This is a genomic window from Nocardioides sp. Soil774 (assembly GCF_001428125.1).
Classification (GTDB): Bacteria; Actinomycetota; Actinomycetes; order Propionibacteriales; family Nocardioidaceae; genus Nocardioides.
Window position 1 is genome coordinate 557,104 of the sequence record NZ_LMSM01000005.1, and the last position, 23,081, is coordinate 580,184.

Consider the following 23,081-nt stretch of genomic DNA (forward strand, 5'->3'; position numbering starts at 1 on the left):
ACGTTTCGAGCACGCGTAAACGCGGCGGGCTGGGCGCCCCCGACCCCCCTCACACCAACAACACGTACGACCCCAACGCCACCAGCCACGACACAAAAGACCCCAGCAGGAAGTACTCCGTCAGCTGGTGGATCCGCTCCTGGTCCCGCCGCGAGGAGAGCTCGGGGAAGCGCAGCAGGCCCTTGGCGGCGACCACGACGGAAGCCGCGGTCACCTGACCGCCGAGCGCGAGCGCCAGGATGAACACGCGCTCGAGCGGGCCGAGCAGCCGGCCGCCCTTGAGCGGCGTACGTGGCATCGCTCCGTCTGCACCGGGGTTGATGGTCCGGGTCGACTTGAGGACCAGTCGCACCAGGACGTTGCCGGTCGAGAGCTGGATGCCGAAGGCGCCGAGCACGAGCAGGAAGCGGTCGGCCGAGACGTCCTCCAGGGCGGGGAGCTCCACGGAGGACAGCCACGTCCCCAACGGGCCGCCGGCCGACGGCGCGAGACCGGAGACGGCCACCGCGGCGGACAAAGAGACGACGAAGACGGCCAGCGGCAGCCACGCCGGCCCCGAGTGACCGAAGCCCCACGTCACCGCGGAGCCCCACGCCAGGACCAGGACGGCGATGACGGACAACGCGACCACGTCGCGAGCCGAGGTCAACCCGGCCAGCAGCCCGACGGACAGGGCGACCAGCGCGCCGACGCACTCGGGGAGGAACCGCACCCGTCGCACCGCGTGCGCCAGGTCGGTGACGGCGAAGCCGATCAGCAGGACCCCCAGCCAGCTCATCCGCCCCTCCTTCAGAGATCTCGCAGCAGCTCGTCGGCAGCCAGCACGACACCGAGCCCCTCGGCCCGGACCCGCTGGGAGACGGCCGAGGCGCTGATGCCCAGGTCGTCGGCGATGTCCTGCTGCCGCCTGCCCCTCATCAGACCATCGAGCACCGACACCGAGCGCTCCGACAGGCCGGTGACCACGACGTCGCGCGTCATCAGGGCGGCGTTCACGAGCGCGGGGTCCGGGCCCGGCTCTCCGCCGGCAGCGACGTACGCCGTGCGCACCGCGCGCAGCGACGCCTTGCGCTCGTAGGCCTCGACGGTCTCGATCGCGGCCCGGGCGGCCCACCACCCGGGACCGTCCTCCACCCGGGGCTCCTCGGACAGGACCTGCACCTGACCCCAGCCGATCCCCTGCCGCACGTCGATGTCGGGTAGCAGCGCCATCCGGATCCGCAGCGTCGCGGCGATCGCGTCGCCGAGGCTGGCGAAGATCCCCTGGAACTCGTCGCCCAGGCCGATGCGCAGGGGCACCCTCGGGGCGAGCTCGGCGTTGACGGCCCCGATCGCCTGCTCGAAGCGCGCGTGCACAGCCGCCCGGTCCTCGCTCCGGCGCGAGCCGACGAGGTCACCGATCACCGTGACTGAAGCCTCTGTCTTCACCTGAGCCATATGAAGATCATACATTGATTAGGCCGTGATGAAGCCAGGAACCTCTCATTCCCAGAACACGCGCTCCACCACGGCGTGCGCCCGCCGCGTGGTGCGGAGGTAGTCGTTGACCATCTCGTCGCTCGAGCCCGGCGGGTAGCCCAGCACCCGCGCCACGGCAGCGCGCTCGCGTGCGTCGCGGGGCAGCTGGTCCGACGGCTTGCCCCGCACCAGCGTGACGGCGTTGCGCACCCGGCTGACCAGGCGCCACGCCTCGGCCAGCGTCGCCGCGTCGGCCTCGGAGACGAGGTCGGCCGCCACCGCCGCCTCCAGCGCGGAGAGGGTCTGCGGGGTGCGCAGGCCCGGCACCTCGCCGGCGTGGCGCATCTGCAGCAGCTGCACGGTCCACTCCACGTCGGCGAGACCACCGCGCCCGAGCTTGAGGTGCGTGTGCCGGTCCGCGCCGCGCGGCAGCCGCTCGTCGTCCACGCGGGCCTTGATCCGGCGCACCTCGATGACGTCGGAGTCCGAGAGCCCACCGGCGGGGAAGCGGATCGGGTCGATGAGCTCGGTGAACTCGCGGCGCAGCGCCTCGTCGCCCACCACGGCGTCGGCGCGCAGCAGCGCCTGGAACTCCCACACGTGCGACCACTTGGCGTAGTAGGCGGCGTAGGACTCCACGGTGCGCACCATCGGGCCGTTCTTGCCCTCCGGACGCAGGTCGGGGTCGACCTCGAGCGGCGGGTCGCTCGCAGGCAGCGACAGCAGCCGCCGCAGCTCGGAGACCACCGCCGTGGCGAACGACGTCGCCGCCTGCACGTCCGCCCCCTCGACCGGGTCATGGACGAACATCACGTCGGCGTCACTGCCGTAGGACAGCTCGAAACCGCCGTAGCGCCCCATCGCCACCACCGCTATGCGGCTCGGCAGCTCGTCGAGCTCGCGCTGGCGCCGTACGGACTCGGTCGCGATGTCGAGCGTTGCCTGCAGGGTCGCGTCGGTGAGCCGGCTCAGCCCCTGGCCGACCAGCGCCACGTCGGTGCCGGCGACGAGCTCGCCGCACGCGATGCGCAGCAGCTCGCGACGACGTACGGCCCGCACGGCGACGACCGCGGCCTCCGGCGACTCGGCACGCTCGGTGAGCGCCTGCATCTCGGCCAGCACGGCCTCGGCGCTCAGCGGCTCGAGCGACTCCCCCAGCATCTTCACCCCGCGCGGCTCGCGCTCGAGCAGGTCGGTGGCGTAGCGCGAGGTGCCGAGCAGGAAGGCCAGGCGCTGGGCGACCTCGCCCTCGTCGCGCAGCATCGTGAGGTACCACGGCGTACGCCCCAGGCTCTCGCTGATGCGACGGAAGCCGAAGAGCCCCGCGTCGGGGTCGGGCGAGTCGGCGAACCACTCGAGCAGCACCGGCAGCAGCGTGCGCTGGATGTCGGAGGTGCGCGAGACGCCGGCGGTCAGCGCCTCGAGGTGGCGCAGCGCCGCCCTCGGGTCGGCGTAGCCGAGCGCCGCGAGCCGGGCCTCGGCCGCCTCCAGCGAGAGCCTGGCCTCGTTGCCCGACAGCTTGGCGACCGCGCCGAGGAGCGGGCGGTAGAACAGCTTCTCGTGCAGCCGGCGCACCTCACGGCGGTGGTAGCGCCACTGCTTGTCGAGCTGCGCGGCCGGCTCGGAGAAGAGCCCGAGAGAGCGGCCCAGCCGGCGCAGCGACGCCTCGTCGTCGGGCAGCACGTGGGTGCGCCGCAGCTGGTGCAGCTGGATGCGGTGCTCGAGGGTGCGCAGGAAGGAGTAGGCCTCGTGCAGCCGCTCGCCGTCCTCGCGCCCGACGTAGCCCCCGTCGGTGAGGCGGGCCAGCGCGCTCAGCGTCGCGCCCTCGCGCAGCGTCGGGTCGGCTCGGCCGTGCACGAGCTGGAGCAGCTGCACGGCGAACTCGACATCGCGCAGGCCGCCCGAGCCCAGCTTGATCTGCCGCTCGGCCTCGTGGGCGGGGATGTGCTCGATGACCCGGCGGCGCATCGCCTGCACGTCGGCGACGAAGCCGGCGCGCTCCGCCGCGCTCCACACCAGCGGGTCGATCGTCTCGAGGTAGGCGCGCCCCAGCGCCAGGTCGCCCGCGACCGGGCGCGCCTTGAGCAGCGCCTGGAACTCCCAGGTCTTGGCCCACTTCTCGTAGTAGCCGCGGTGGCTGGCGAGGGTGCGGACCAGCGGACCCTGGCTGCCCTCGGGGCGCAGGTTGGCGTCGACCGGCCAGATGGTGCCCTCGCGCGTGTGGTCGGAGCAGATGCGCATCAGGTGCGAGGCGAGCTGGGTGGCCGCGCGCAGCGCGACCGAGTCGTCGGCCAGCTCCCCCGACGCGAGCACGGCGGGCTCGTGGACGTAGACCACGTCGACGTCGGAGATGTAGTTGAGCTCGTGCCCACCGCACTTGCCCATCGCGATCACGGCGAGCCGCACCGCGTGGGCGGTCTCCCCCACGCGCGCCCGGGCGATGGCCAGCGCCGCCTCGAGCGTCGCGCCGGCCAGGTCGGAGATCTCCGCGGCGGCGTCGTCGATGCCGACGTGGTGGGCCAGGTCGCGGGCGGCGAGCCGCAGCAGGATCCGGCGGTACTCCACTCGCAGCACGTCGACGGCGTCGGCGTCCGGGAGGCTCGCGACCGGCTCGTCGGCGTGCGGGTCGGCGCCGACCGCGGTCAGCATCGCCTCGCGCACGGCGTACGCCGCCGGGCGGGTGCTGCCCAGCGTCGGGTCGGTCAGCTCGCGCCAGTGCCCCGGGTGCCGCACGAGGTGGTGGGTCAGCGCGGCGCTCGCGCCGAGCACGCTGCACAGCCGCATCGCGGTGCCCTCGTCGTCGGCGACCTCCGAGAGCATCGCGGCACCGGCGCCGGCGGACTCCTCGTCGAGCGCGTCGGAGAGGCGCAGCAGGCCCTCGAGCGCGGCGTCGGGGTCGGCGGTGGCGGCGAGGGTGTCGGTGAGCGGACGCCCTGCGTCACCGAGCCGCTCGATGCCGTCCGCAGCAGCCGCCCCGTCGACGAAGCCGATCCGGACGAAGGAGCCCGCCGACCTCATCCGCGGGCCCCCGCGAGCTCGGCGAAGCGGGCCGCGAGCGGACGCCAGTGCGCGGCCAGCGCCGGGCCGGCCTGCTCGATCGCGGCCAGCACCGCGTCCTGGTCGAGCCCCAGCGCGACGTGGTCGGCACGGTCGGACTCCGCCCACCGCGACACGACCCCGGTGTCGGCCTCGGGGTGCGCCTGGACGCCCCACGCAGCCGGGCCGAAGCGGGCCGCCTGCACCTCGCCGCCGGGGCTGCGGGCCAGCACGACCGCGCCCTCGGGCAGCGCGACCACGATGTCGTTGTTCCAGTGGATCGCCACCTCGGTGCCGCTGTGCCCGGCGACCCAGTCATCAGCGGCCGCGTGCTCGGACCAGCCCACGGGCTGCAGCCCGACGATCTGCCCCCGGTGGTTGCGCTCGACCACGCCACCGAGGGCTGCGGCGATCAGCTGGTGGCCCAGGCAGATGCCCAGCAGCGGCGTCCCGGCATCCACCGCGTCGCGGATGCCCGCCTTGAGCGGGCCCAGCCACGGCACGGTGTCGTCGTCGTTGGCGCTCATCTCGCCGCCCAGCACCAGCACCGCGTCGTACGACGTCAGCGCGGGCAACGCATCACCGGCGTAGGGGCGGCAGACCGACAGCGTGCAGCCGGCGTCGGTCAGCCAGCGGCCCACCAGGTGCGGCGGGCAGGACTCCTGGTGCTCGACGACGAGGACGCGCGGGCCGGTCACAGGCTCAGAGGACCGGGAGCATCCGGTCGCGCTCGTAGGCGGAGACCTGGGTGCGGTACTCCTCCCACTCCGAGCGCTTGTTGCGCAGGAAGAAGTCGAAGACGTGCTCACCGAGCGTCTCGGCGAGCAGCTCCGAGCTCTCCGCCACGTCGATGGCCTCCGACAGGCTCTTGGGCAGCGGCGCGATGCCGAGGGCCTTGCGCTCGCGCTCGGTCAGCGACCACACGTCGTCCTCGGCCTCGCGCGGCAGCTCGTAGCCCTCCTCGATCCCCTTCATGCCGGCGGCCAGCATGACCGCGAAGGCGAGGTAGGGGTTGCACGCCGGGTCGACGGTGCGCAGCTCGATGCGGGTCGACTGGCCCTTGTTGGGCTTGTACATCGGCACGCGGATCATCGCCGAGCGGTTGTTGTGGCCCCAGCAGATCGACGAGGGCGCCTCGCCGCCGCCCAGCAGGCGCTTGTAGGAGTTGACCCACTGGTTGGTCACCACGCTGATCTCGCTGGCGTGGCGCAGGATGCCGGCGATGAACTGCCGCCCGGTCTTCGACAGCTGGTACTGCGCGCCGGCCTCGAAGAACGCGTTGCGGTCGCCCTCGAAGAGCGAGACGTGGGTGTGCATGCCCGAGCCGGGGTGGGTGGTGAACGGCTTGGGCATGAAGGAGGCCCAGATGTCCTGGCCCAGCGCGACCTCGCGGACGACCGTGCGGAAGGTCATGATGTTGTCGGCCGTGGTGAGCGCGTCGGCGTAGCGCAGGTCGATCTCCTGCTGGCCCGGGCCGCCCTCGTGGTGGCTGAACTCCACCGAGATGCCCATCGCCTCGAGCATCGTGATCGCCTCGCGGCGGAAGTCCGAGCCCCGCGACTGCGCGGTGTGGTCGAAGAAGCCGCTGCGGTCGACCGGCTCGGGCTCGTCGCCCTTCCCCGGCACGTTCTTGAACAGGTAGAACTCGATCTCGGGGTGGGTGTAGAACGTGAAGCCCTTGTCGGCCGCCGCGCCCAGCGTGCGCTTCAGGACGTGCCGCGGATCGGCGTAGGACGGACTGCCGTCGGGCATCCGGATGTCGCAGAACATCCGCGCCGTCTGCGGGCCCTCCTGGCCACCGCGCCACGGCAGGATCTGGAACGTCGAGGCGTCGGGGTGCGCGAGCATGTCGGACTCGTAGACGCGGGCGAAGCCCTCGATGGCCGAGCCGTCGAAGCCGATGCCCTCCTCGAAGGCGTTCTCGAGCTCGGCCGGGGCCACGCTCACGCTCTTGAGGAAGCCGAGCACGTCGGTGAACCACAACCGCACGAACCGGACGTCACGCTCCTCGAGCGCGCGGAGTACGAAGTCCTCTTGCTTGCCCATGGGGCCAGCCTAGGGGTCGTGCGCGGCGCCGCCCGCACATGACCACGCACATGACCACGCACATGACCACGTGCCGCGACCTGGTGGCGTCAGTGGCAGATGTTGACGTCCTGCGAGCCGAGGACGCCGTCCCACACCTCGCGCACGGGCCTCAGCCAGCTCTGGGTGGTGGGCAGGTAGGCGATGCTGCCGGGGACCATCTTGTGGACCCCGCGCACGCGGACCTTCTCCACCACGAGCGGCAGGGTGACCTCGCGCCGGCGCGTGCCCTCCCAGCACGCGGACGCCTTCGTCCTGGTGACAGCTTCCTCGAGGGTGACCGGGTCGCCGACCCGCTTGCCGTTGTAGCGCCACGCGACAGTGGTGAGGTAGCCGGTGAAGCCTTCCCACGGCGCGACCACGGTGGCCGAGAGCCCCGACGTGCGCCGGGTCGCCATCGTGAAGGTGACCGACCCGTCCTCGACGACCCGCTCGCGCGAGGTCCAGATGTCGACGAGCCCGGCGTCAGCCTCGGCGTAGGTCCCGAGCGCGCTGGTCAGCTGGACCCGGCAGCCCTCGCAGTCGGCGACGGTGAAGGTGAGCCGGGTGCGTGGCTCGGCCGTGCGTGCCTGCGGCGCGGCGGCCGCGTCCGGCGCGACGGCGTACGACGTGGCGGGCGCGAGCAGCGTCGCGAGCAGGACGGCGGCGGCCGATGCGGCGCGTGCGGTGGTGGTCGTGCGGATGGTCATGAGCTCTCCCCGTGTCTGGTCCGGCTCAGTGTGGACGCATCGCGGCGGCGAGAGGTTGCACCGGTCCAGACGTCCCCGCGAGGACCGGCGCAGCGCACGCCTCAGGAGGTCGGCACGTCCCGCTCGATCTCGGCCAGCCAGGCCGTGGCCTTGGCGTCGCTGGGCATCCGCCAGTCGCCGCGCGGGCTCATGGTGCCCATGGCGCTCACCTTGGGCCCGTTGGGCAGCGCCGAGCGCTTGAACTGGTTGGCGAAGAAGCGCTTGACGAACACCTCGAGCCAGCTACGGATGTCGCGCAGGTCGTAGGCCACGCGCGCGTCGTCGGGGAACCCGGGCGGCCACTCCCCCGCGTCGACGTCCTTCCACGCGTGCCAGGCCAGGAAGGCGATCTTGCGCGGTCGCACCCCCAGGCGTACGACGTGGGCGAGGGTGAAGTCCTGGAGGTTGTAGGGGCCGACCGAGTCCTCGGTGGCCTGCGCCTTCTTGCCCTCCTCGATCGGGATGAGCTCGGGGGTGATCTCCTGGCCGAGGATCTCGACCAGCACCTCGTTGGCGGCCTCGTCGAGCTCGCCGTGGCTGACCACCCAGCGGATGAGGTGCTGCACGAGCGTCTTGGGCACGCCGGCGTTCACGGTGTAGTGCGACATCTGGTCGCCGACGCCGTAGGTGCACCAGCCGAGCGCCAGCTCCGACAGGTCGCCGGTGCCGACGACGATGCCGCCGCGCTGGTTGGCCAGGCGGAAGAGGTAGTCGTAGCGCAGGCCGGCCTGCACGTTCTCGAAGGTGACGTCGTAGACCTTCTCGCCGCTCGCGTAGGGGTGGCCCATGTCGGCGAGCATCTGCTCCGCGGCGGGGCGGATGTCGATCTCGGCGAAGGTGACGCCGAGCGCCTGCGAGAGGCGGGTGGCGTACGACTTGGTGGTCGCGCCGGTCGCGAAGCCGGGCATCGTGAAGGCCAGCACGTCGCTGCGCGGACGGCCGAGCCGGTCCATCGCCTTGCAGGCCACGATCAGCGCGTGCGTGGAGTCGAGGCCGCCGCTGACGCCGATCACGGCCTTGGGCGTGCCGATGGCGGTGAGTCGCTGCTCGAGGCCGGAGACCTGGATGTTGTAGGCCTCGTAGCAGTCGAGCGCGAGCCGCTCGGGGTCGTCGGGCACGAAGGGGTAGCGGTCGACCTTGCGCAGCAGGCCGATGTCGCCGGCCGGCGGGTCGAGCTCCCACTCGACCGTACGGAAGCGGTTGGTGCGCTCGTGGTGGGTGCGGCGGTTGTCGTCGAAGGTGCCCTGCCGCAGCCGCTCCTGGCGGATCCGGTCGAGGTCGACGTCCACCACGCTGCGGCGCGGGCCGTCGGGGAAGCGCTCGCTCTCGCCCAGCAGGTCGCCGCACTCGTAGACCATCGTCTGGCCGTCCCAGCTGAGGTCGGTCGTCGACTCGCCCTGCCCCGCCGCGGCATAGACGTACGCCGCCGAGCACCGCGAGCTCGCGCTGCGCACCAGCAGCCGACGGTCCTCCGCGCGCGCCACGGTGATCGGTGAGCCGCTGAGGTTGGCCAGCACCGTGGCACCCGCCAGCGCGGCCTCTGCGCTGGGCGGCACCGGCACCCACATGTCCTCGCACACCTCGACGTGCAGGTCGAGGCCGGGCACGTCGAGGCAGCGGAAGACGAGGTCGGGGCCGAACCGCACGTCCTGCCCGGCGACCGAGACCCACTCGAGCTCGCGGTCGTCGCCCGGCGCGAACCACCGGCGCTCGTAGAACTCGCGGTAGTTGGGCAGGTAGGACTTCGGGGCGACGCCGAGCACGGAGCCGCGGTGGATGACGACCGCGCAGTTGTGCACGCGGTTGCCCTGCACGACCGGCGCGCCGACGACGAGCGCCGTCATCAGGTCGGCGCTCGCGGCCACGATCTCCGCGATCGCCTCCTGCACGCCCTCGAGCAGCGTGTCCTGGAGGAACAGGTCGTCGACGGAGTAGCCGGTCAGGCACAGCTCGGGGAAGACCGCGACCGCGACGTGGTCGTCGTGGCAGGCGCGGGCCTGCTCGATGACCGCGGCCGCGTTGGCGGCGGGATCGGCGAGGTGCACCGGCAAGGTGACGGCCGCGATCCGCGCGAAGCCCTGGGCGTAGGCGGAGTAGAAGTCCACGCCGCCACTCTAGGGACTCGCACCGCCCTCCCCCGTAGTCCAGTGACCAACGGCGGCAGTACGTCGCCCGCGGCAGCCAGTTCTCACTGGACCACCCCGGCGATCGACCCCAGGCTCCCCAGCAGGTCGATGGCCACGTCGAAGCGCTGCCCCGCGGGCAGGGCCGCGACCTTGCGCAGCTCGCCCGTCTCGACGTTCCAGGTGAAGAGGGTCAGCTCGCCGGCGTCGTACGCACCGTCGGGTGCGACCACCTGCGCCAGGACGGTGTCGGCGTCCAGCCAGGCGATCGACGTGAGGAGCCCGCCGTCGGTGTAGGCCCAGCGCGGGTCGCGGATCGGCAGGTAGGCCCGCGTCGACCAGTCGTCGCGATCCAGCGCGACGAGTCCGTTGCGCCAGGTGTCGTCCGGTGCGTCGCCGGGTGGGGTGGACACCCCTCGGGTCGCGACGAGCGAGTCCTCGTCGGCAGCGAGGCCGGTCAGGCTCTGCAACGCGTCGGCCCGGGTGACCGACGTGCGGCTGCCGATCATCTCCACGAGTGCGCGCACGAAGTACGGTCCTCGACCGGCAGAACCGAGCCCGAGGACGACTCCGTTCGGAGCGAGCTCCACGTCGTAGACGTAGGGGGGCACGCTGATCTCGTCGGCCCTGCCCGTCTGCACGTCGATCTGCCACCGGTCCTCGCCGTCCGAGAGGTACGCCATCTCCGCCACGAGCGCCTCGATGCTGACGCCGTACTCGCTCCCGGCCCGGAACCCGTCGGGGTAGTCGACGCGGCGCCATCGCGAGCTGCGGACCTCGCGCGACCAGAGCCCGTCCCTGCCGGCGAACGAGAGCATCGTGCCGTCCCGCGACAGCGCCAGGTAGTCGTCGGCCGGAGCGAGCGGCTCGTCCGGCCACTCCAGGGAGTACCACCCACGCGTGCCGTCGGTGTCGAGGAGGTAGAGCCGGTCGTCCCTCGCGACGACCGCCCGCGCGCCCCGCATGCTGACCAGCGGTGGCGACTCGATCGGCGGGTCGTAGGTCTCGACCGGAGGCTGGAGCGACTCCGGGAGGCCGAGGTCCACCCACGGCAGGCGGCCTGCCCCCGCCGGGTCCCACAGGGCCTGGACCGCACCGGGGTCGATCGCCGGGACGGCAGGCAGGTCGGCCGGGTCGACGGTGCCGCCGTCCGGGGTCGGCACCGGCGTGTCCACCACGTCCGCGTGCGGCACCCGGTCCTGCACCGCCCACGCCACACCGCCGCCCACCAGCACGACGGCGGCGAGCGCGCCGGCGGCAGCACGTCGCACGCGTCGGCGGTGGGCGCCGGCCAGCGCGCGCCCGGCCAGGTCGGGCGATCCCACGTGCTCGGTCGCCTCGGTGAGCACTCGGTGCAGGTCGGTCACGGCGTCCTCCCGATGAGGCTGAGGAGCTCGGGGGCTCCGGTGCGCAGCCGGGCGAGCGCGGCGGCGTTCTGGCTCTTGACGGTGCCGATCGAGACACCGAGCACGTCGGCGGTCTCGCGCTCGGTGAGGTCCTCGAAGTGCCGCAGCACCAGCACGGCCCGCTGCGCCGGCGTCAGGCGCGCCAGCGCTCGGCGTACGACCAGAGCGGTCTCGGGCTCCTCGCTCGCCCCCGCGTCGCGGAACGAGTCAGTCGGCACGTCGCGGCGGCGGCGCCACCACGAGATGTTGTCGCGGGCGATGATCCGCAGCGCGTACGCCGTCGGGTTGCCGTCGGCGAGCCGCGCCCACCGCAGCGCCACCTTGGTCAGCGCCTCCTGCACGAGGTCCTCGGCGCGGTGCAGGTCACCGGTGAGCAGGTAGGCCGAGCGCAGCAGCTGGCGCTGCCGCCCGGTCACCCACTCGGTGAAGCCCTGCTCGTCCACGCATCCCCCTCGTCACCCACTCAACTGCACCGAGCGCCGAAATGGTTGGCGCGACCTGCCGCCCGTGCGCGACCGTGGTGGCATGGAGATGGGGATGGACATTGCGCCCTGCGTCAGCGACGACGACTACGAGCAGTGGCGGCAGGTGCGCATCGCCGTGCTGCCCTACGAGCGGACCTCCTCCGTCGCCGAGCTCCGCGCCGGCGACTCCCCCGAGCGGCTGATGGTGCTCGCCCGCGTCGACGGCACGGTCGTCGGCTCGGGGATGGCGCAGCCCTCCGACACGGCCGGCGGCGGCTCGGTCATCCCCCGGGTCCTGCCCGAGCACCGCCGCCGGGGCGTCGGGACGGCGCTGCTGCACCACCTCGTCGCGCACGTCGAGCGGCTCGGCCTCCCGGTCCTGCGCGCCGGCGCCGACGACGAGGGCTCGCTGGCCTTCGCCGAGCGCTTCGGCTTCCGCGAGGTCAACCGCGAGATCGAGCAGACCTTCCGGGTGGAGGGTCCGGTCGAGCCGACGCCCGTGCCCGCCGGCGTCGAGGTAGTCACCGCCCATGACCGTCCCGGTCTGTGGGAGGCGTCCTACGAGCGCTTCGGTCGCGAGTGCCTGGCCGACTTCGCGGTCGACACCCCGCTCGAGGTGAGCCCGGAGCGGTGGGCGCGGGACTGGCTCGTCGACCCGATGTTCCTCGCCGTCCACGACGGCGAGGTCGTCGGCTGTGCCGGCCTCGGGCTCGACGCCGACGACCCGTCGCGGGCCGAGAACGGGCTCACCGCCGTACGCCGCGACTGGCGCGGTCGGGGCCTGGCGATCCACCTCAAGCTGGTCGCCCTGGCGTGGGCCGCCGACCACGGCGTCAGCGAGGTCTACACCTGGACCCAGGACGGCAACGCGGCGATGCGAGCCCTCAACACCCGCCTGGGCTACGCCACGACGCGGGTCGGTCTCCAGCTCGCGCGGCCCCTGCACCCCGCGTGAGCGCCCTTCCCGGCGACCACCGACGCGCGTAGCGTCGCCGGGGTGCGCCCCACGTCTCGGACCACCCGCCTCGTCTCCGCCCTGACCGCCGCAGTGGGCGTCGCGCTGCCGGCGACGGCGCCGCCGGGGTCGGCCGCCGGGGTCGGGACGGCCGACCGCGCCGCGCTGCCGTCGGCACACCGCGCCGTGAGCGCCGGGTCGTCCCGCTGGCGGGTCCGCACGGTCGCCCGGGGGCTGCAGCACCCGTGGGACGTGCAGCCGGCGCCCGGTGGGCGGCTCGTGGTGACCGAGCGCGACCGCGCCCGCATCAGCGTCGCACGCGACGGCAGGCGCCGCACGCTCGCGGACCTGTCGCGGCTCGTGTGGGTCTCCGGCGAGACCGGCCTGATGTCCCTGGCCGTCGATGCCCGCTCGCGCACCGTCTGGGCCTGCCACGGCAGCGCGAAGGGCGGCCACCACGTCCAGGTCAGCCGTTGGCGCGTCGACGCGCGCTGGCGCCGCCTCGGCCACCGTCGCACGGTCCTCACCGACCTGCCGTCGACCTCCGGGCGGCACGGCGGCTGCCGGCTGCTGCTGGACCGCGACTCCGACGCGCTGCTCGTCGGCACCGGCGACGCCGCCGTCGGCACCAACCCGCGTGACCTCGACTCCCTCGGCGGCAAGGTCCTGCGCGTCCACCGCCGGACCGGCCGGCCGATGGCGGACAACCCCTTCGCCGACGCCTCCACGCCGCGCCGCTACGTGCTCACCTACGGCCACCGCAACGTCCAGGGCCTGGCGCAGCGCGCCGACGGCTCGCTCTGGTCGGTGGAGCACGGCAGCTACCGCGACGACGAGGTCAACCTCCTCGTGCCCGGCGGCGACTACGGGTGGAACCCCGTGCCCGGCTACGACGAGTCGGTGCCGATGACCGACCAGTCACTGCCGGGCGTGCAGCAGGAGGCGAGGTGGTCGTCGGGCGACCCGACCATCGCCACCTCGGGTGCCTCCTGGGTGCACGGGAAGCAGTGGGGTCGCCTCGACGGCACCCTCGCGGTGGCGGCTCTCAAGGGCTCCGAGATGCTCTTCCTGCGCTTCGACGCCGACGGCCGGCTCACCTCGGTGACCCGGCCGCGTGCGCTCGCCCGGTTCGGCCGGCTGCGCTCGGTGACCTCCGCGCGCGACGGCGACCTGCTCGTCACCACTGACAACGGCGTGGGCGACCGGGTGCTGCGGATCTCTCCCCGCTGAGCCGGGGATGGCCCGCGAACCGACGGGTTTGAGGCGGGCGCGGGCGCGGAACAAGGTGTCCATGACGCCTCCCGCCACCCCACCGGGCGACCTCGACCCGGTCATGGCCGACCCCATGCTGCGCGTCCTGCGCGAGCGGCACCCCGAGGTCGACGTCGTGCTGCTGCCGCAGGACAGGCCGGCCCCCGTCGTCCCGGTGCTCGACGCCGCTGCGCGCGACACGCTGGCCGCCGACGTCGCGCAGGAGCTCGACGACCTGCTCGCACGGATCGGCACCGGTGAGCACCTCGTTCGCCGCGACGCCGGCTGGCACACCGACGAGTGGCACCAGTCCTGGTTCGAGGCCGTGGCGGTCGTGGAGGGGCTCGCCGAGGGCGACAACGTCGCGCTCCTGCGGGCCACCGGGCAGGCGCTCCTCGACCTCGGCTGGCAGGCGCGGCCGGTGCCGGGCGACCGACCGCGCCTGGTGGGGCGCCTCCGTGGCGGCCTCGAGGCGGCGGCCACGGTCCGGCCGACCGCACTGGTGCTGACCCTGCGGACCGCGAAGGTGCGCGCGCCCGAGGAGGCCGCACGATGACGCTGCAGATGTGGACCGCCACGTTGGGCGCTGCGCGCGACGCGTGGGAGCAGCAGGCCGAGGGCCTCGACGGCCCCCGCAAGAACTTCCCCCAGGCCGATCCCTCCCTCCTCGGCGACGCCGTGCAAGGTGCGGCGGAGGCGTTCCTCACCACCTGGGAGCAGCGCACCCTCGCCCTGCGCGACCGGGCCTCGGGGCATGCCGACTCGCTGGCCCAGACGATGTACGACTTCCTCCTCACCGACGGCGAGAGCGTCCAGTCCACCCAGCAGCTGCTGATGTGGCACGACCGCGACACCCTGCCCGTGGAGGCGGTGGGCCCGTGACCACGATCGCCGTCCCCGCCTGGCTCCCGCGCGAGCCCGAGCTGAAGGTCACCGAGGCGTCCGGCGCCGTGCTCACCGACGTACGCGCGGCCGCGACAGCGGTCAGTGACGTCGCCGAGTGGGCCCGCGCCAACGGTGCGCCCGCGGACTTCAGCGGCGATGCCGCCGAGGCCGCAGACCACGCCGTGACGCGGTTCGCCGCCGACACCGACGCCGTCTCCGCCGCCCTCGAGCGCGGTGCCCTGGCGATCGACGAGTTCCTCACCGCGATGCGGCAGCGTCGCAGCGAGCGCGAGCAGCTGATGGAGCGTCGCCAGGGGCTCAACGACGACCGTGACGACCTGCTGCGCCGGATCGAGACCGCCACGGAGGCGCAGGTGCCCGCCCTGCAGGCGCAGGCCGCGCAGCTGAGGGCGCGCTTCGACGACTACCACCACGACCTCACCTCGTGGCGCGACCGCGTCGACGCCGACGAGCAGAAGGCCGTCCGGGCCCTCGCCGCGGTCGACCAGCTGGCCGAGGGCGTGGCGGCCGCCGCCGATCCCTCGCGCGCCGACACCACCGCGCTGGCCGCGGAGCTGCGACGGCTCGGCACCGACACCGATGCCGTCAACGCCTGGTGGAACGGGCTGTCGCAGGCCGAGCGCAACGCCCTGCTCATCAGCGACCCCGACCTCGTCGGCAACACCAACGGCATCCCGACCGGCGACCGCGACGAGGCCAACACCTCAGCGGTCCAGCGCGACATCGAGTACCTCCTCGCCAAGCAGGCGTCCGGCCAGGACCTCAGCGCGTCGGAGCAGCGCTGGCTGGAGAACGCCCAGTCGATCGAGAAGGCGGTGGCGCAGGCCGGGTCCGTCAAGTACGCCGACCTCGGCGTGGACGCGTTCGTCATGGCCTACCAGCCCCACGCGTTCGGTGGCGACGGCATCGCGGCCGTGGCCTACGGCGACCCCGACACCGCCGACCACACCGCGGTCTACGTGCCGGGGATCATGCAGGACGGCACCCAGATCGACGAGAACGGCGACCAGGCGCTCAACCTCTACGAGGAGACCGTCAACAGCATGCTCGGCGAGGACCCGCCGCGCCACGGCTCGGTGTCGACCATCGCGTGGATCGGCTACGACTCCCCCAACTTCGACCCCGAGTCCACGATGCCGTGGGACCTCGTCGACTCCGCGGGCGACGTCTCGCACACGGTGACCGAGGCCAACGCGCAGGCCGGTGGGGTGGCGCTGTCCCAGTTCGTCGACGGCCTCAACAGCACCCACACGGGCGGCGACCAGCCCCACCTCACCGTCATCGGCCACAGCTACGGCTCGACCACGTCGTCGTACGCCGCGGCCGGCGGGATGGACGCCGACAGCCTGGTGCTCATCGGCAGCCCCGGTGCGAGCGAGGGCGTCCACCACGCCTCCGACCTCCACATGCCGGCCGGGCAGGTGTTCGTCGGTGCCGCCGACAACGACCCGGTGTCGTGGCTCGGCGGCGAGCACGGCCTGTTCCCGGGCTCGTGGGACGACAGCGTCGGGCTCGGCGCCGACCCGGCGCAGCACGACTTCGGTGCCACGGTCTTCGCGGTCGACAACGGTCAGGAGTTCCACGGTCCCGGAGGGCTGGTGGAGGTGGGGTTCATGCAGAACCACACCAACTACTTCGACGACGGCAACCCCGCCCTGGCCTCGATGGCCGACGTGGTCTCGGGCAACTCCGGCGCCGTCGTCGACACCGGCGGCCGCACGCAGGCCGCCCACGACTACCTCTACGACTGGGCGGGCAGCGAGGTGCGCCACCACGTCGTCGACCCGGTGGTGCAGACCTACGAGGACGTCCGCGACGGCGCGGTGCAGACCTACGAGGACGTCCGCGACGGCGTCGGCGACGCGGTCCGGGGCGCGCAGGACGCGTGGGACGACGCCTGGGACAGCGTCTGGCCGCCGCGGTGGCCGTGAGCACTACGGTGGGCCGCATGCGTACGTCCTTGCTGCTGGTCGCCCTCGCCGCCGCGCTCTCCGCCTGCGCGGGCGGAGGGGGCGGGGGTGCGGGCGGAGTCGTCGACGGGGTCGAGAAGACGACCACCGACCACGCCGAGATCGCCGTGCCGAGGGCGGCGGACGCGCTCGAGGCGCGCAAGGTGAAGGCCTTCGGCCAGTGGCAGAGCTGCATGGCCCTGAGCTGGCGCTACGAGGTCTTCGCGAGCATGACCGCTGCCGAGGGTGACCCGGCGGCACAGCTGGAGGCGGTCAGGGCCGCGCTGGTCGACGACGGCTGGACCGACGACACCCAGGTCGACGGCCACGTCACGCTCACCCGCGAGGACACCACGGTCGACGTCGAGCCCTCCCCTGCCCGTGGTCCCGGCATCTGGGTCGTGCGGGTGCAGTCGGCGTGTGCCGATTACGACGGAGACGACAAGGACCGCGTCGAGAACGACGAGGCCAGGCCGATCGAGGCCCTCACCTCCTGACGAGGCGGTGTGTGACAGCCACCACAGGGTCGTGCCGACGTCCCAGCACTAGCCTGAGGAGTGGTCCGTGGACTCCGTCGGGGAGCCGCGAGATGACGAGGAGCGAGCAATGTCCCAGCAGCCTGAAGAGACCGCCCCCTACGGCTCCGGTCCCGCCGCGCCGGCGGCGCCGGTCAAGCGGGTCCGCACCCACCACCTGCGGGAGATGAAGGAGCGCGGCGAGAAGATCACCATGCTCACCGCCTACGACATGTACACCGCGGCGACGTTCGACGAGGCGGGGATCGACCTGCTGCTGGTCGGGGACTCGGCCTCCAACAACGTCCTCGGCAACGAGACCTCGCTGCCGATCACGGTCGACGAGCTCCTCCCCCTCACCCGCGCGGTCGCGCGCTCGGTCAAGCGGGCGATGGTCGTGGGCGACCTGCCCTTCGGCAGCTACCAGGCCTCGCCCGAGCAGGGCTACCTCACCGCCGTACGGTTCATGAAGGAGGCCGGCGCGCACTGCGTGAAGCTCGAGGGCGGCGCCGAGATGGCGCCGGTCATCGAGAGGTGCACCCGCGGCGGGATCCCTGTGATGGCCCACATCGGGTTCACCCCGCAGAGCGAGCACACCCTCGGCGGCTACCGCGTCCAGGGTCGCGGCGACGCGAGCGACCGCGTCGTCGCCGACGCGCGCGCGGTGCAGGAGGCGGGCGCCTTCGCCGTCGTGATGGAGATGGTCCCCGGCGACGTCGCCGAGCGCATTAGCAAGGAGCTGACGATCCCGACCATCGGCATCGGTGCGGGCGCCGGCTGCGACGGCCAGGTGCTCGTGTGGCAGGACGCCTTCGGCCTGCGCACCGGTCGGATGGCCCGCTTCGTCAAGCAGTACGCCGACGTGCACGGCGTCCTGCTCGACGCCGCCCGGGCCTACGCCGACGACGTGCGCGGCGGCACGTTCCCCGGCCCCGAGCACACCTTCTGAGGCGTCAGGGCGCCGACCAGCCGAGGTAGCGCGCGCCCGCGAGCACGACGGCCAGCCACAGCAGCGCCAGCGCGACCGGCAGCAGCACGACCGCCCTCGGTCGGGTGGTGAACCACGCGATCGCGACCAGCAGGGCTGCCACCCACGCGAGCCCCAGCAGCACGATCGCCCACCAGGGCGCACCGATCGCGACCGGGGTCGCCCCGATGCAGAACGCCACGCACGCCAGGCCGACCAGGCCCGCGAAGGGCCACGGCGAGAGCGGTTCGCGGACGCTGGGCTGGGGCACGCCGACACGCTAGCCGGTGACAACGCCTGTCAGGGGCGGCAGGATCAGGTGTTCACCCGACGACGCGAGGAGCCTTCCATGAGCGAGACCCCGGCCGAGCAGACCACGGCCACGACGACGACCGCGAAGAAGACGACCGCGAAGAAGGCCCCCGCCAAGCGGACGGCCACGAAGAAGACGACAGCCGCCAAGAAGGCGCCCGCCAGCACGTCCACGGCGAAGAAGACACCTGCGAAGAAGACCCCCGCCAAGAAGACCGCCGCGAAGAAGACCCCCGCCAAGAAGGCCCCCGCGAAGAAGGCCCCCGCGAAGAGGACGACGGCCAAGCGCACGACGCCCACCCGCACCGCGCCCCCTGCACCCGCGCCTGCACCCGCCCGCAAGTCCCCGACCGAGCGGGCCGTCGAGGTCGGCGCCCAGGCGCTCGGCACCGCGGCGATGATCCAGCAGGTCGCGCAGGAGACCGCGGAGCGCGTGGCGGCCGAGACCGCGGCACGGGTGAGCAAGCAGTACGAAGCGGCCATCGCCGAGCTCACCAGGACCATCGACAAGAACACCAAGCGGGCGCTCAAGAGCGTGCGCACCGCGGCCGACATCGCTCAGTCGGTCAACCCCGCCAAGGGCAACAAGGCCAAGAAGGGCAAGAAGAAGGGGTGATCAGCTGTCCGGCGTGCCGTCGGTGAGGCCGTCACCGGAGGCCGGACCGTTGTCGTTCCAGTCGGGGTCGTTGTCCCACGCCTCGTTGCGCTCCTGCACCTTCTCCAGCGCCCGCGACGCCTCCGCGGAGCTGGCGTAGGGGCCCAGCCGGTCGGCGTTCTTGCAGCCGTCGTGGCCCTCGACCGTGTGGTGCTTCAGGCAGAACCAGTATTCGTTCTCGCTCATGCGCCGAAACTACACTCGCGCCCGTGCCAGTCGTATCCCCCGCAGAGGTGTCCGCGCGTCGCCCCGTGCCCGCCCACATCGCCCGTCCCGAGTACGTCGACCAGCCGGCGCCGCAGCGCTTCACCGGCGAGGAGGTCAAGGACGCCGAGACGATCGAGCGGATGCGCGTCGCGGGACGCCTCGCCGCCCAGGCGCGTGAGCTGGTCGGCTCCCACGTGGTGCCGGGCGTGACCACCGACGAGCTCGACCGCATCGGCCACGAGTTCCTCTGCGACCACGGCGCCTACCCCTCGACGCTGGGCTACCGCGGCTTCCCGAAGTCGCTGTGCTCGAGCGTCAACGAGGTGATCTGCCACGGCATCCCCGACTCGCGCGTGGTGGAGGACGGCGACATCGTCAACATCGACATCACCGCCTTCATCGGTGGCGTGCACGGCGACACCAACGCGACCTTCCTGGCCGGCGACGTCGACGAGGAGACCCGTCTGCTCGTCGAGCGCACCAAGGAGTCCCTCGACCGCGCCATCAAGGCCGTGAAGCCCGGTCGGCGGGTCAACATCATCGGCCGCGTGATCGAGGCCTACGCCAAGCGCTTCGGCTACGGCGTCGTACGCGACTTCACCGGCCACGGCATCGGCACCGCGTTCCACTCCGGCCTGATCATCCCCCACTACGACGACCCGCGCTTCGACGACGAGATCCGGACCGGGATGACCTTCACGATCGAGCCGATGCTCAACCTCGGCACGCCCGACTACGACATGTGGGACGACGGCTGGACGGTCGTGACCAAGGACCGCCGCCGCTCCGCGCAGTTCGAGCACACCCTGCTGGTCACCGACGATGGCGCCGAGGTGCTCACCCACCCCTAGACTCGCTCCCGAGTGGGTCGGCCGGGCGGCCGCGGTCCGCCGTCCTCGGATGGCGGGTCGAGGAAGGTCCGGGCTCCACAGGGCAGGGTGGTGGCCAACAGCCACCCGGGGTGACCCGCGGGATGAGTGCCACAGAGAACAGACCGCCTCCCGGCGTGCCGGGCGGTAAGGGTGAAACGGTGGTGCAAGAGACCACCAGTGCGCCGGGCGACCGGCGCAGCTAGGCAAACCCCACCCGGAGCAAGATCAGACAGGATGCGTTCGAGGGCGGCCCGCCCGAGCATCCGGGTAGATCGCACCAGGCGGCCGGCAACGGTCGTCGCAGATGGATGGTCGCCCCCGCGTCAGCGGGACAGAACCCGGCCTACAGGCCGACCCACTCCCTACAGGCCTCTGACCTGCGGAAACGTGATCACGACACCTCTGTAGTCCGCAGATAGTCCGCAAGAGAAGAGCTCTTGACGGTTGAACTACCACCGTCGATCGGCTCGAACCACTTCCGGACGGGTGCCTGGCGACTTACTGGGTGTGTCCCTATTCGGGACCCCCTGTGCCCGGTCTGCCGGACTGGGCAAGTTAGTCGCCTGACATGCTGAGGCACGTGAACACCAGTCCCACTGACTGGTCCAGGCGGTTCCCTCGGCTCTTCGAGGATTCGTACGTGGACTACGCGGCCGCTCGGATCTCGTACGCCGGAGGAGCAGCTCCAGAGCACCTCGTCACCCGCCTCCACATCGTTGCGGTGACCAAGGGCGCTGAGGTCGTGGTTTGCCGAAGTGCGCAGGGTGGCCGCTTCCTGCCGGGCGGAACCCGTGAGCCAGGCGAGTCCCTCATAGACCTCGCCAAGCGGGAACTCGCCGAAGAGGCAGGCGCTGCCCTCTCTGGAGCATTGGTCCACTTCTCCTCGCACCGGGCAGACAGCGAACTAGACAAGCCCTACCGCTCGCACTTCCCGCATCCACGCGCGTACTGGGGCTATGCGGTCGGGCGCGTTCGCGTCACGGGCCCGCCATCAAATCCACCGGATGGCGAGCAAGTCGTAGAGGTGCTCACTCTTCCGCCAGGTGAGGCGGCGGACTACCTCGCAGAAGAAGACCCGCTCCATGCCGACGTCCTTCGGCACGCAGACGCCATGGGACTCATTCGCCGGCCCTAGCGTGACGGAGAAGTGTCTGGCCGTGCCGGGATGCGCGCGGTTCGCGCTCAGGCCGTGCGGGCAGCAACCGGGCATCGCCGCGCCCGGCCGTGGGCGGCATCTACGGCGGAATGAAGGACGGAGAGATCGGGAGCCGTCGCTGATGGGTGATGGATGCGTCAGGGGTTGGGGTGCGCGGCATTCGCTGCGATGTTGGCCGGGACGTCGAAGTACGGGCGGAGGCGTTCCCGGAGTGGTCGGTCGCACACATAGACGTACGTCCCGAGCATCCCTCGGGTGAGTAGCACTGCGTAGATGTTCTCGACTAACCCGAGAATGTCTTCGTCGGTGAACGTGATGCCGCGTCGCGGCATGTTGTTCGCAGCCGTCGGGTCGAAGTAGTTCCGGCGGTCGAATCGGAGTTCGCCGCGGCGTGGGTCGTAGCGCAGGTCCGGTCCGATGATGACGCCGGCATAGTTGAGGTCGTAGCCCTGGATGGTGTGGATGACGCCGACCTCGTTCGGTGAGCCCGGCGAGTTGACCCAGTCGACGTCGGTGCCATTCCACCGCATCTGCACTCCATCGATCTCGATGTCAAACGCCGACTTGTCCTTCCGGCTAATCCACGGCCAGGCAAAGCCGGCGACCAGGCGTGCGAGCCCGACCTCCTGATCACGTTGGAGGATCATCTGACGCATCTGGGACAAGTCGTCGAAGAATCGAAGGTCGTAGCCAGCGAAGTGTCGCGGCGCGGGCGGTGTGTCGCTGAGCACGCCTCGCACGTAACCGACGTAGTCCTCGCCAGCCCGAACGCGCATCTGCGACGTCAGTCGGTAGCGGCGATGCGATGCATCGCTCGTAGCCATCAAGGCGTCGAGCGCGCGGCTCGGGACGTCGCCAGTGTGGATGCTCTGCGCGGAATCCATGAGGTAGATCTGGTGTGTGCTGATGGCCCGCACCCAGTCGAGCTGAGTGAGGTCGGGGTCGTCCGCCCCGAGGAGCTTCATGTTGATATCCGAGAACATCTTGTACAGGGGCCCGGCCGGTTGATTCCCGCTCTGTCGCAGGCGGTGGGCCTCATCGACGATGAGGAGGTCGAAGCGCTCCCTGCTGTTGCCCATCTCGAACGGAGACATTGCCATCGCCGCATCGAGGCCGGGAGTGCGCTTAAAGACTCGTTGGATCGTCTTGCGCAATGACATCTGTGGAACGACGAACCCGATCCGGGAGTCGTGGAGGAGCTCCGGGTAGCCCTCGACGAAGAACTCTGCAAGCACCGACTCTGATTCAACTTGCTGCGATGAATCAGATGCCTTGATGTCGCTGAGCAGCTTCATCAGGTAGACAGCCACGACGGTCTTGCCGGTGCCAGGTTCACCCTGCACGACGATCTGACTGGGCGTCCCGGACGCGATGTCGTCAAACAGTCCCTCGAGGATGTCGAGGACCACGATCTCCTGATCGTCCGTGAGGGCCTTGAACGGCGACAGCTTGAACAGGTCGGAGTTTTCGATCTCCGGCAACGAACGACTGAAGAGCCCATCGCGGCGCAGCTCTTCAAAGATGTCCGCGAAGATCTTCTGGTACTTCTCGCGACCGTAGTAGTCACGATCGGAGATCCCAACGTTGCGGTTGGTGACTTGGTAGGTACCGTCGCCGGAGAGCCGCTGGATCAAGAATGCCTCGAGATCGAGGCACACGGACTTGTTGAAGGTCGAGTCAAGCACGACGCGCGCACCTTTGAGATGTCGCTTTTCCTGCGACGCGAGGTGCTGGCGGAAGCGGGTGGCTACGTTCAGCGACTCGCCCACGTAGATCTGGTCGTCACCGTCGAGCGCGTACACGACCGGCCAGTTGCGGAATCGTGGGTCGAGCCCGATCCACGCCTCGATCTGGGTGACCGCGAACGGCCCCTTCTCAATCCGAAAGCCGGTCATACTTCGTGCTTCGGCCCGCGGCCGTCTCGACCGGATACTTCTTCGGGACTGCTGCACGGATAGGTGACATCTGAATCTGCGTCGATGTGTCGGCGCTGGAAGGATGTTCACCATGCCAAAGGCGTTCCCCAAGGAGTTCCG

The 23,081-nt window shown here is 71.6% G+C and carries 22 protein-coding genes and 1 other RNA gene; 11 read left to right on the plus strand and 12 right to left on the minus strand.

Features of this window, described 5'->3' with window-relative positions; translation table 11 throughout:
* Positions 1-49: 49 nt before the first annotated feature.
* The 9 genes from ASG76_RS05435 to ASG76_RS05475 all read right to left on the minus strand — a co-directional run bounded on the left by ASG76_RS05435 (position 50) and on the right by ASG76_RS05475 (position 11,279).
* Entirely contained in the window at positions 50-778 is a 729-nt protein-coding gene (locus ASG76_RS05435; RefSeq protein WP_056600918.1) for a hypothetical protein, read from the minus strand.
* An 11-nt stretch (positions 779-789) separates the two neighbouring features.
* On the minus strand, positions 790-1,437 hold the full coding sequence (locus ASG76_RS05440; RefSeq protein WP_056600920.1) for a SatD family protein: 648 nt from the start codon (positions 1,435-1,437) through the stop codon (positions 790-792).
* Positions 1,438-1,482: 45 nt separating this feature from the next.
* Positions 1,483-4,476 (minus strand): bifunctional [glutamine synthetase] adenylyltransferase/[glutamine synthetase]-adenylyl-L-tyrosine phosphorylase, encoded by a 2,994-nt coding sequence (locus ASG76_RS05445; RefSeq protein WP_056600922.1) that lies wholly within the window; start codon positions 4,474-4,476, stop codon positions 1,483-1,485.
* Positions 4,473-5,192 (minus strand): type 1 glutamine amidotransferase, encoded by a 720-nt coding sequence (locus ASG76_RS05450; protein WP_056600924.1) that lies wholly within the window; start codon positions 5,190-5,192, stop codon positions 4,473-4,475. Before ASG76_RS05450 ends, ASG76_RS05445 begins: the two co-directional genes overlap by 4 nt.
* A gap of 4 nt (positions 5,193-5,196) precedes the next feature.
* Positions 5,197-6,540, minus strand: a complete 1,344-nt coding sequence (glnA, locus tag ASG76_RS05455) for a type I glutamate--ammonia ligase (protein ID WP_056600926.1) — start codon at positions 6,538-6,540, stop codon at positions 5,197-5,199.
* 89 nt (positions 6,541-6,629) lie between these two features.
* Complete coding sequence (locus tag ASG76_RS05460; protein ID WP_056600927.1) at positions 6,630-7,268, minus strand: hypothetical protein; 639 nt, start codon at positions 7,266-7,268, stop codon at positions 6,630-6,632.
* Positions 7,269-7,369: 101 nt separating this feature from the next.
* Positions 7,370-9,412: an NAD(+) synthase gene (locus ASG76_RS05465; protein WP_056600930.1), complete on the minus strand. Its 2,043-nt coding sequence runs from the start codon at positions 9,410-9,412 to the stop codon at positions 7,370-7,372.
* Positions 9,413-9,495: 83 nt separating this feature from the next.
* On the minus strand, positions 9,496-10,797 hold the full coding sequence (locus tag ASG76_RS05470) for a hypothetical protein (protein WP_056600932.1): 1,302 nt from the start codon (positions 10,795-10,797) through the stop codon (positions 9,496-9,498).
* Positions 10,794-11,279 (minus strand): SigE family RNA polymerase sigma factor, encoded by a 486-nt coding sequence (locus ASG76_RS05475; protein ID WP_056600934.1) that lies wholly within the window; start codon positions 11,277-11,279, stop codon positions 10,794-10,796. The genes ASG76_RS05470 and ASG76_RS05475 overlap by 4 nt, the downstream gene beginning before the upstream one ends.
* Positions 11,280-11,373: 94 nt before the next feature.
* On the opposite strand from ASG76_RS05475, the gene ASG76_RS05480 reads away from it, so the two are divergent.
* From ASG76_RS05480 to panB, 7 genes are all read left to right on the plus strand, one after another.
* Entirely contained in the window at positions 11,374-12,255 is an 882-nt protein-coding gene (locus tag ASG76_RS05480) for a GNAT family N-acetyltransferase (protein ID WP_162254086.1), read from the plus strand.
* 42 nt (positions 12,256-12,297) lie between these two features.
* The gene (locus ASG76_RS05485; RefSeq protein WP_157558958.1) at positions 12,298-13,485 is read left to right on the plus strand and encodes a PQQ-dependent sugar dehydrogenase; all 1,188 of its coding nucleotides are present in this window, start codon (positions 12,298-12,300) and stop codon (positions 13,483-13,485) included.
* Positions 13,486-13,546: 61 nt separating this feature from the next.
* Entirely contained in the window at positions 13,547-14,062 is a 516-nt protein-coding gene (locus ASG76_RS05490) for a hypothetical protein (RefSeq protein WP_056600936.1), read from the plus strand.
* Positions 14,059-14,388 carry a hypothetical protein gene (locus tag ASG76_RS05495; RefSeq protein WP_056600938.1) on the plus strand — a complete coding sequence of 110 codons (330 nt, stop codon included), beginning with the start codon at positions 14,059-14,061 and terminating at the stop codon, positions 14,386-14,388. The genes ASG76_RS05490 and ASG76_RS05495 overlap by 4 nt, the downstream gene beginning before the upstream one ends.
* Entirely contained in the window at positions 14,385-16,343 is a 1,959-nt protein-coding gene (locus tag ASG76_RS05500; RefSeq protein ID WP_056600940.1) for an alpha/beta hydrolase, read from the plus strand. Before ASG76_RS05495 ends, ASG76_RS05500 begins: the two co-directional genes overlap by 4 nt.
* 17 nt (positions 16,344-16,360) lie before the next feature.
* Positions 16,361-16,858: a hypothetical protein gene (locus tag ASG76_RS05505; protein WP_157558959.1), complete on the plus strand. Its 498-nt coding sequence runs from the start codon at positions 16,361-16,363 to the stop codon at positions 16,856-16,858.
* Positions 16,859-16,967: 109 nt separating this feature from the next.
* Positions 16,968-17,825 (plus strand): 3-methyl-2-oxobutanoate hydroxymethyltransferase, encoded by an 858-nt coding sequence (gene panB / locus ASG76_RS05510; protein WP_056600944.1) that lies wholly within the window; start codon positions 16,968-16,970, stop codon positions 17,823-17,825.
* A gap of 4 nt (positions 17,826-17,829) precedes the next feature.
* Here the strand turns inward: panB and ASG76_RS05515 are convergent, their stop codons facing one another.
* Positions 17,830-18,114: a hypothetical protein gene (locus ASG76_RS05515; RefSeq protein WP_056600946.1), complete on the minus strand. Its 285-nt coding sequence runs from the start codon at positions 18,112-18,114 to the stop codon at positions 17,830-17,832.
* A 78-nt stretch (positions 18,115-18,192) separates the two neighbouring features.
* Between ASG76_RS05515 and ASG76_RS19350 the strand changes: the two genes are divergently transcribed.
* The gene (locus tag ASG76_RS19350; RefSeq protein WP_200948068.1) at positions 18,193-18,771 is read left to right on the plus strand and encodes a hypothetical protein; all 579 of its coding nucleotides are present in this window, start codon (positions 18,193-18,195) and stop codon (positions 18,769-18,771) included.
* Here ASG76_RS19350 and ASG76_RS05530 read toward each other — a convergent pair whose 3' ends face one another.
* Positions 18,772-18,996 carry a hypothetical protein gene (locus tag ASG76_RS05530; RefSeq protein ID WP_056600949.1) on the minus strand — a complete coding sequence of 75 codons (225 nt, stop codon included), beginning with the start codon at positions 18,994-18,996 and terminating at the stop codon, positions 18,772-18,774.
* Positions 18,997-19,019: 23 nt separating this feature from the next.
* Here ASG76_RS05530 and map point away from each other — a divergent pair, with 23 nt between their 5' ends.
* The 3 genes from map to ASG76_RS18715 all read left to right on the plus strand — a co-directional run bounded on the left by map (position 19,020) and on the right by ASG76_RS18715 (position 21,024).
* Positions 19,020-19,868 (plus strand): type I methionyl aminopeptidase, encoded by an 849-nt coding sequence (gene map, locus ASG76_RS05535; RefSeq protein WP_157558960.1) that lies wholly within the window; start codon positions 19,020-19,022, stop codon positions 19,866-19,868.
* 13 nt (positions 19,869-19,881) lie between these two features.
* Positions 19,882-20,251: RNase P RNA component class A (gene rnpB / locus ASG76_RS05545), an RNA gene on the plus strand.
* A 218-nt stretch (positions 20,252-20,469) separates the two neighbouring features.
* The gene (locus ASG76_RS18715; RefSeq protein WP_162254087.1) at positions 20,470-21,024 is read left to right on the plus strand and encodes an NUDIX hydrolase; all 555 of its coding nucleotides are present in this window, start codon (positions 20,470-20,472) and stop codon (positions 21,022-21,024) included.
* Between the two features lie 158 nt (positions 21,025-21,182).
* Here the strand turns inward: ASG76_RS18715 and ASG76_RS05540 are convergent, their stop codons facing one another.
* Positions 21,183-22,940: a DNA/RNA helicase domain-containing protein gene (locus ASG76_RS05540; protein WP_056600953.1), complete on the minus strand. Its 1,758-nt coding sequence runs from the start codon at positions 22,938-22,940 to the stop codon at positions 21,183-21,185.
* Positions 22,941-23,081: the final 141 nt, after the last annotated feature.

What these genes read in the sequence shown, in the direction of transcription:
- ASG76_RS19350 (WP_200948068.1), top strand. Translation starts at nt 18,193, where the DNA reads ATGAGCGAGACCCCGGCCGAGCAGACCACGGCCACGACGACGACCGCG.
- ASG76_RS05460 (WP_056600927.1), bottom strand. Translation starts at nt 7,268, where the DNA reads ATGACCATCCGCACGACCACCACCGCACGCGCCGCATCGGCCGCCGCC.
- ASG76_RS05445 (WP_056600922.1), bottom strand. Translation starts at nt 4,476, where the DNA reads ATGAGGTCGGCGGGCTCCTTCGTCCGGATCGGCTTCGTCGACGGGGCG.
- glnA (WP_056600926.1), bottom strand. Translation starts at nt 6,540, where the DNA reads ATGGGCAAGCAAGAGGACTTCGTACTCCGCGCGCTCGAGGAGCGTGAC.
- ASG76_RS05495 (WP_056600938.1), top strand. Translation starts at nt 14,059, where the DNA reads ATGACGCTGCAGATGTGGACCGCCACGTTGGGCGCTGCGCGCGACGCG.
- panB (WP_056600944.1), top strand. Translation starts at nt 16,968, where the DNA reads ATGTCCCAGCAGCCTGAAGAGACCGCCCCCTACGGCTCCGGTCCCGCC.
- ASG76_RS05435 (WP_056600918.1), bottom strand. Translation starts at nt 778, where the DNA reads ATGAGCTGGCTGGGGGTCCTGCTGATCGGCTTCGCCGTCACCGACCTG.
- ASG76_RS05440 (WP_056600920.1), bottom strand. Translation starts at nt 1,437, where the DNA reads ATGGCTCAGGTGAAGACAGAGGCTTCAGTCACGGTGATCGGTGACCTC.
- ASG76_RS05540 (WP_056600953.1), bottom strand. Translation starts at nt 22,940, where the DNA reads ATGACCGGCTTTCGGATTGAGAAGGGGCCGTTCGCGGTCACCCAGATC.
- ASG76_RS05490 (WP_056600936.1), top strand. Translation starts at nt 13,547, where the DNA reads ATGACGCCTCCCGCCACCCCACCGGGCGACCTCGACCCGGTCATGGCC.
- ASG76_RS05480 (WP_162254086.1), top strand. Translation starts at nt 11,374, where the DNA reads ATGGACATTGCGCCCTGCGTCAGCGACGACGACTACGAGCAGTGGCGG.
- ASG76_RS05530 (WP_056600949.1), bottom strand. Translation starts at nt 18,996, where the DNA reads ATGAGCGAGAACGAATACTGGTTCTGCCTGAAGCACCACACGGTCGAG.
- ASG76_RS05505 (WP_157558959.1), top strand. Translation starts at nt 16,361, where the DNA reads ATGCGTACGTCCTTGCTGCTGGTCGCCCTCGCCGCCGCGCTCTCCGCC.